Below are 6,741 nucleotides of genomic sequence, written 5' to 3' on the forward strand. Positions count from 1 at the left end.
GCTCGGCCCCGCCGCCCCGTTGGCAGACGAGGTTCCGGCGTGGGTCGCGGCGGGCGCACGCCTCGTCGGCGGCTGCTGCCGCTCCACCCCCGCCGATATCGCCGCGATCGCCGCCGCCCTGCGCTGACCGCGCCCGGTCGCGGCTTACGCCCCGAGATCGCACGATCGGCTCGAGATCGCACGCACCGCGCGCGGCCGAGCGTGCGATCTCGCGCGGATCGTGTGATCTCGCGCCGGATTCCGACGGTGGGGGCCGCAGCAGATCCCGCGACGGACTCAGTCGAAGTCGGCGGCGACCGCGTTGCGGTGGTACTCGAAGATGATGCTCGTCCGTGTGGATGCCACGCTGTGCCGCGCAGAGAGATGATCGACGACGAAGCGCCGCACGGCCGAGGAGTCATCCACCGCGATGTGCACGAGGAAGTCGTCGGCCCCTCCCAGGAAGAACAGCTGGATGACGTCCGGATGCCGGCGCACGTCGTGCGCGAAGGCGCGGATGCTCTCCTGCCGCTGGCCCGGACGCAGGGTCACCCCGACGATCGCCTGCAGTCCGCGTCCCAGACGGCTCTGATCGACGGCGGCGTGGAACCCGGTGATGAGGCCCCGGTCGACGAGGGCGCGCACGCGCACGTGAGCGGTGGATGCCGCGACCCCCAAGGCCTCGGCCAGCGCGGCGTTCGTCATGCGCGCGTCGGCGGACAGTAGCTCGATGATGCGCGCGTCGAGCGGGTGCAGGTCGTCGTCGATCATCGCAGATCCTTCGTTCTGTCGGGAGAGGGAGGTGCTGTTGAGTCGACGACAGCGCTCAGTCGCGAGTCGTCTCCGAAGAATCTACGGAGAAACACCACGGAAACACCGTATTCTGCGATTCTCTCCGCAACGCTCACCCGCTCGAGGAGGAACCCATGCGCGTCTCCGTGCCGACCGAGATCAAGAACAACGAGAACCGCGTCGCGATGACGCCGGCCGGGGTCGACTCGCTCGTCCACCGCGGTCACGAGGTGCTCGTGCAGGCCGGTGCGGGCGAGGGCAGCGGGTTCGGCGACGAGCAGTACCGGGCCGCCGGGGCCGAGATCGTCGCCACCGCCGACGAGACCTGGGCCCGCGCCGAGCTGCTGGTCAAGGTCAAGGAGCCGATCGCGCCCGAGTACGGCTTCCTCCGCCGCGACCTCACCCTTTTCACCTACCTGCACCTCGCCGCCGACCGGCCGCTGACCGACGCCCTCATTGCCGCGGGCACGACGGCGGTGGCCTACGAGACCGTGCAGACCGCCGACCGCGCGTTGCCGCTCCTCGCTCCGATGAGCGAGGTCGCCGGACGCCTGTCGATCATCGAAGGCGCCCACCATCTGCTGCGCGCCTCGGGCGGGCGCGGCCTGCTCCCCGGCGGCGTGCCCGGGACCCCGCGGGCGAAGGTCGTCGTGATCGGCGGCGGAGTCGCGGGCGAGCACGCCGCGGCCAACGCCCTCGGCCTCGGGGCCCGCGTGACCGTCGTCGACATCTCGCTGCCCACGCTCCGCCAGCTCGAGGAGCGCTTCGGCGGGGCGATCGAGACCCGCGCGTCTACCCGCCTCGAGATCGCCGAGCAGCTCGCCGACGCCGACCTCGTGATCGGTTCGGTGCTCATCCCGGGCGCCGCCGCCCCGAAGCTCGTCACCGACGAGATGGTGCGCACGATGAAGCCGGGAGCCGTGCTCGTCGACATCGCGATCGACCAGGGCGGCTGCTTTGAGGGTTCGCGCCCCACCACCCACGACGCCCCGACCTTCCGCGTGCACGACGCGCTGTACTACTGCGTGGCGAATATGCCCGGCGCGGTGCCGCACACCTCGACCCGCGCCCTGTCGAACGCGACCCTGCCCTACATCGCGCGCATCGCCGACGCCGGGTGGGAGGCCGCGGCATCCGCCGATCCCGCCCTCGCCAAGGGCCTGAACGTGCGCTCCGGCGTCGTGGTGAACGAGGGCGTCCGCGCCGCCTTCGGCCTCTGAGGGGCGAGCGAGCCGTCGATGTGCTCGATCATTCAGCTGCGGCGGAGGTGGCTGAGCTTGTCGAAGCCGCCGGTCCCGTTCGCCGGGCTCAGCGAATTGGCGGGGGCTGAGGCCCTTGGGTGGAGGCCCTTGGGTGGAGGCTGAACCTGTCCTAGCCTTCGAGCCCGAACCGCCCCTCGAAAGTCGGGGAAGATCCTGGCCACGTCCGGCGATGAGCGCCATCTTCTTCTCCCTGCGCCACCCCTGAAGCTGTTTCTCGCGGGCGAACGCCGCCTCCACAGCGTCGAACCATTCGGCGTAGATCAAGCGCACTGGCCGGCGTTTCTTCGTGAAGGATGCCGCGAGGTCATCGTCGTGGTTGTGCTCCCACACGCGGCTCTCTAGTTCTCGGCCCGTACTGCCGACGTAGAACGACCCGTCGCGGCATTCCAGGATGTACGCCCATGGCATCCCGTGATGATGGCACTGCGCTCGGGGTAGCTCGTCGAGGCTGTGGACAACGCCGGCGGGTCCCGGTCCCTTCGACAAGCTCAGGGACCTGGGGCCCGAGGGTCGGGGATCGGGGCACGGGGTCGGGGAGGCGAGGTGGCTGAGCTTGTCGATACCTCCGGTCCCTTCGACGAGCTCGGAGACCTGGCGCGGCTCAGATGCCTGCGGCTACCCCCGCACCCACGCGTACGTGATCTCGGGCCTTCCCTGCCCGCCGTAGCGCGGCTCGCGGCGCACGCGCCCGACGTCGGCGAGGTGCTCCAGGTACCGCCGGGCGGTGACCCGCGACATCCCCTCGCTCTCGCCGACCTCGGTCGAGGAGACGGCTCCGGATGCCGTGCGCACGTGCTCCGCCACGGACTGCAGCGTCTCGTCGCTCAGTCCCTTCGGCATGGCCGGCGGCGCGACCGTCCGGAGAGAGCCGAGCAGCGCGTCGACCTCCGACTGCGTCGCCTCGCCGGCGGCGCGGTCGAGGCCCTCGACGTAGGCGCGGTACGCCTCCAGCCGCTCGCGGAAGGCCCCGAATGCGAACGGCTTGATCAGGTACTGAACGACGCCGATCGAGACCGCGGCGCGCACGGTCGCGGCATCCCGCACCGCCGTGACGGCGATGATGTCGACGCGCGAGCCCATCGCCCGGACACGCCGCGCGACATCGAGGCCGGTGCCGTCGGGCATGGTCATGTCCAGCAGGACGAGGTCGATGCGACGTTCGGGGTCGGCGAGGGCCGTGAGCGCCGCGCGGGCCCCCGCGGCCTGCCCCGCGACCTCGAAGCCCGGGACCCGCGCGACGTAGGCGGAGTGCAGTTCGAGCGCGAGGGCGTCGTCGTCGACCACCAGCACGCGGATCATGCCGGCACCTGCTCCGTCACGACGGGCAGGAACACCCTCACCGTCGTCGGTTCGGCCGCCAGCTGCAGGGTCCCTCCGCGCGCGGAAACGATGTCGCGCACGAGCGCGAGGCCGACACCGCGTCCGCCCGGGGCGTGTGCGGGCTTGGTCGAGGCGCCGTACGCGAACGGGTCGCGCAGAGACGGATCGAAGCCCGCGCCGCTGTCGGCGACCTCGAGCACCGCGTCGCCCTGGCGCGCGGTGAGGGACACGCGCACCCAGCGCGGTTCGGCGCCCGCGGATGCGGCATCCAGGGCGTTGTCGACGAGATTGCCGACCACCGTCACCGCCTCCGGCGCCGCCAACGGCACGCGGGGGGCCGGCTCGATGACATCGAGGTCGAGGCGCACGCCCCGCTCGGCGGCCTCGTCGAGCTTGCCGAGCAGCAGGGCGACGACGACGGCGTCGTCGTCGTCCGAGACGAGGCGGTCGGCGAGCTCTTGACGGTCTTCGGTGGATGCCACGATGAGTCGCCGCGCCTCGTCGATGCGCCCGAGTTCGAGCAGCGCCAGCAGAGCGTGCAAGCGGTTGCCGTGCTCGTGCGTCTGCGAGCGCAGGGTGTCGCTGAGCGTGCGCACGCCCTCCAGCTCGCCCAGCAGCGCCTGCAGTTCGGAACGGTCGCGCAGGGTCATCACGCGTCCACGCTCGGGCGCGCGGCGGCCCGTGAGATCCCGCGCCTCCTCCTGGTTGACCAGCAGCACGCGGTCTCCGTTCACGACGGTCTCCTCGACCATGCGGCGACCATCGGCGATGGCGTCCGCCAGATCGGCGTCCATGTCGACGTCGTGCGGATCGAGTGAGACCTGGCCGGTGATGGCCGGCGGCAGGCCCAGGAGGTCGGCGGCCTCGTCGTTGTAGAGCACGATGCGACCGTTGCGGTCGGTGACCACGAGTCCCTCGCGCAGCGAGTGCAGCACGGTCTCGTAGCTCTCGACGAGGCGCGACAGCTCGCGGGGCGTGTACGAACCGGTCACGCGCCGCGCGCTCCGGCGCACGAACAGCGCGCCCAGCACGCCGAACCCGACGATGGCCGCGGATGCCGCGACGATCAGCGGAACGCGGGCGGCGAGGTCTTGCTGCACGGCGCCGAGCGTCACGCCCACGGCGACGAGACCCACGATGGGTCCCTCCTCGTCACCGCCTTCGCGAATCGGCACGATGGTGCGCACCGAGGGGCCGAGCGTTCCCACGTACACCTCGGTGAAGCTCTCGCCCGCGAGAGCCTCGGCCCTCGATCCCTGGTACGGCAGGCCGATCTCGGAGCGGTTGCGGTGGGTGAGACGGATGCCGTCGGGCGTCATGATCGTGACGAACGAGAGGTCTGCGTCGGGGAGGATCTGCTCGACCATCGGCTGCAGACGGTCGGAGTCGCGAGCGGCGACGAGGGTGGCGATCTCCGCCTCGTGCGCGAACGTCTCGGCCACCGACCGGGTCACCTGCTCGGCCTCGCGTTGCCCGGAGTCGCTCAACTGCATGGATAGGAGCGCGGCGAGGACACCTGCGACGAGCACGACGATGCCGAGCGACACGAGGGCCAGACGCCCACCCACGCTCAGTCGCATCCCTCGCCCTTTCGCCTCCATGCCGTGAACAATACGACCACAAATCGTCGTGGGGCTCGCCGTCGACCACAGTCATGACATCCACCGGCGGCGCCCGCCGGAGACAGAAGACATCTCACCCGTCCGGCGCTCCCGCCGGAAGTACCAAGACATCTCACCCGCCCGGCGCTCCCGCCGGAATTAACAATGACGTTAGAAAGAGGAGATAGGCGCTGATGGCTCTTTCACTCCGCACCACTCGCGACGGCCGGCCTCGCAAGAAGATCGACCCGAACCACTGGCTCTACATCTCGGTGATCATCGCCGTCGTCGGCGGCATCGTGGTGGGTCTCGTGGCCCCCGCGTTCGCGACGACGCTCGAACCGATCGGTAAAGGCTTCGTCAGCCTGATCAAGATGATGATCGCCCCGGTGATCTTCTGCACGATCGTCGTCGGCATCGGATCGATCGCCAAGGCCTCCACGGTCGGCAAGATCGGTGGACTGGCGATGGTCTACTTCCTGATCATGTCGTCGTTCGCCCTGATCATCGGCCTCATCGTCGGCAACATCATCCACCCCGGTGAGGGCCTCAACATCGCCGGCGCCACCTACGAGGCGGCGGCCGAACCCACCACCACGCAGGACTTCATCCTGGGCATCATCCCGACGACGTTCTTCTCGGCCTTCACCGGCGGCAGCATCCTCCAGGTGCTCTTCATCGCCCTGCTCGTCGGCTTCGCCCTGCAGCGCATGGGCGAGCGCGGCGCCAAGATGGTCGACGCCATCCGCAACTTCCAGGTGCTCGTCTTCCGCATCCTGGGCATGATCCTCTGGCTCGCCCCGCTCGGAGCGTTCGGCGCGATCGCCGCCGTCGTCGGCAAGACCGGCTTCGCCGCCGTCATCAGCCTCGGCATCCTGATGGGTGCGTTCTACCTGACGTGCTTCGTGTTCATCGTCGGTGTCCTGGGCACGTTGCTCTACGCCGTCACGCGGGTCAACATCTTCTCGCTCATGAAGTACCTGGGCCGCGAGTACCTGCTCATCGTCGGCACCTCGTCGTCCGAGGCGGCGCTTCCCCGCCTGATTGCCAAGATGGAGCACCTCGGTGTCTCCAAGCCCGTCGTGGGTATCACCGTGCCGACCGGTTACTCCTTCAACCTCGACGGCACCGCGATCTACCTGACCATGGCGTCGCTGTTCATCGCTTCGGCCATGGGCGCCCCGATGTCGATCCCCGAGCAGGTCGGCCTCATGGTCTTCATGATCATCGCCTCCAAGGGTGCAGCCGGTGTGACCGGTGCGGGCCTGGCGACACTCGCCGGTGGTCTCTCGGCCTACCGCCCCGACCTGGTCAACGGCGTCGGCGTCATCGTCGGCATCGACCGCTTCATGTCCGAGGCTCGCGCCGTCACCAACTTCACCGGCAACGCGGTGGCGACCATGCTGATCGGCGCCTGGACCAAGCAGTACGACCGAGAGCGCGTCGGCGAGGTGCTCGCCGGCCGGATCCCGTTCGACGAGAGCCTGCTCACCGGCGACGACCACGGATCGGTCAACACTGCGGCGGATGCCAAGAAGATCGCCTCGGCCGAGTCCGGCGTCGGCCCCGCCCGCGTCGACACCGACACGCTCAACACCTTCCGCGCCAAGGCGGAGGCGGAGGCGGCGGCTCGGAGCCGTTCGTGACCATCGCGCACACCCCGGCGGGGGCGGCTTCGGCCGCCCCCGCCCCCGCGCGTGTGGACCTCGCCCGCACGTGGATGCTTCGCTCGCCGCTCGCGGGCGGCCTCGAGACGGCGGCCGACGTCCTCGTGCTCGACCTCGAAG

Annotated in this window: 6 protein-coding genes and 1 pseudogene; 3 read left to right on the top strand and 4 right to left on the bottom strand. The window is 70.0% G+C overall.

Translation table 11 applies throughout. The features are described from left to right. Positions 1-127 (top strand): homocysteine S-methyltransferase family protein (locus tag RWP81_RS12870; protein WP_399540600.1); only part of this gene is annotated, 127 nt, incomplete at its 5' end. A gap of 149 nt (positions 128-276) precedes the next feature. On the opposite strand, the gene RWP81_RS12875 is transcribed toward RWP81_RS12870, so the two are convergent. Further along, the gene (locus RWP81_RS12875) at positions 277-750 is read right to left on the bottom strand and encodes an Lrp/AsnC family transcriptional regulator (protein WP_314456701.1); all 474 of its coding nucleotides are present in this window, start codon (positions 748-750) and stop codon (positions 277-279) included. Between the two features lie 155 nt (positions 751-905). Here RWP81_RS12875 and ald point away from each other — a divergent pair, with 155 nt between their 5' ends. Further along, positions 906-1,991, top strand: a complete 1,086-nt coding sequence (gene ald, locus RWP81_RS12880) for an alanine dehydrogenase (protein ID WP_314456703.1) — start codon at positions 906-908, stop codon at positions 1,989-1,991. 234 nt (positions 1,992-2,225) lie between these two features. Here the strand turns inward: ald and RWP81_RS12885 are convergent. The 3 genes and pseudogenes from RWP81_RS12885 to RWP81_RS12895 all read right to left on the bottom strand — a co-directional run. Continuing rightward, positions 2,226-2,441 (bottom strand): annotated as a pseudogene (locus tag RWP81_RS12885) (GIY-YIG nuclease family protein); the annotation flags it as partial. A gap of 207 nt (positions 2,442-2,648) precedes the next feature. Then, positions 2,649-3,332, bottom strand: a complete 684-nt coding sequence (locus RWP81_RS12890) for a response regulator (protein ID WP_314456705.1) — start codon at positions 3,330-3,332, stop codon at positions 2,649-2,651. Then, on the bottom strand, positions 3,329-4,933 hold the full coding sequence (locus RWP81_RS12895; protein WP_314456707.1) for an ATP-binding protein: 1,605 nt from the start codon (positions 4,931-4,933) through the stop codon (positions 3,329-3,331). Before RWP81_RS12895 ends, RWP81_RS12890 begins: the two co-directional genes overlap by 4 nt. 215 nt (positions 4,934-5,148) lie before the next feature. Between RWP81_RS12895 and RWP81_RS12900 the strand changes: the two genes are divergently transcribed. Next, entirely contained in the window at positions 5,149-6,600 is a 1,452-nt protein-coding gene (locus tag RWP81_RS12900; RefSeq protein WP_314456709.1) for a cation:dicarboxylate symporter family transporter, read from the top strand. Positions 6,601-6,741: the final 141 nt, after the last annotated feature.

It is taken from the genome of uncultured Microbacterium sp., from assembly GCF_963521695.1.
GTDB lineage: Bacteria > Actinomycetota > Actinomycetes > Actinomycetales > Microbacteriaceae > Microbacterium.

What these genes read in the sequence shown, in the direction of transcription:
- ald (WP_314456703.1), top strand. Translation starts at nt 906, where the DNA reads ATGCGCGTCTCCGTGCCGACCGAGATCAAGAACAACGAGAACCGCGTC.
- RWP81_RS12900 (WP_314456709.1), top strand. Translation starts at nt 5,149, where the DNA reads ATGGCTCTTTCACTCCGCACCACTCGCGACGGCCGGCCTCGCAAGAAG.
- RWP81_RS12875 (WP_314456701.1), bottom strand. Translation starts at nt 750, where the DNA reads ATGATCGACGACGACCTGCACCCGCTCGACGCGCGCATCATCGAGCTA.
- RWP81_RS12890 (WP_314456705.1), bottom strand. Translation starts at nt 3,332, where the DNA reads ATGATCCGCGTGCTGGTGGTCGACGACGACGCCCTCGCGCTCGAACTG.
- RWP81_RS12895 (WP_314456707.1), bottom strand. Translation starts at nt 4,933, where the DNA reads ATGCGACTGAGCGTGGGTGGGCGTCTGGCCCTCGTGTCGCTCGGCATC.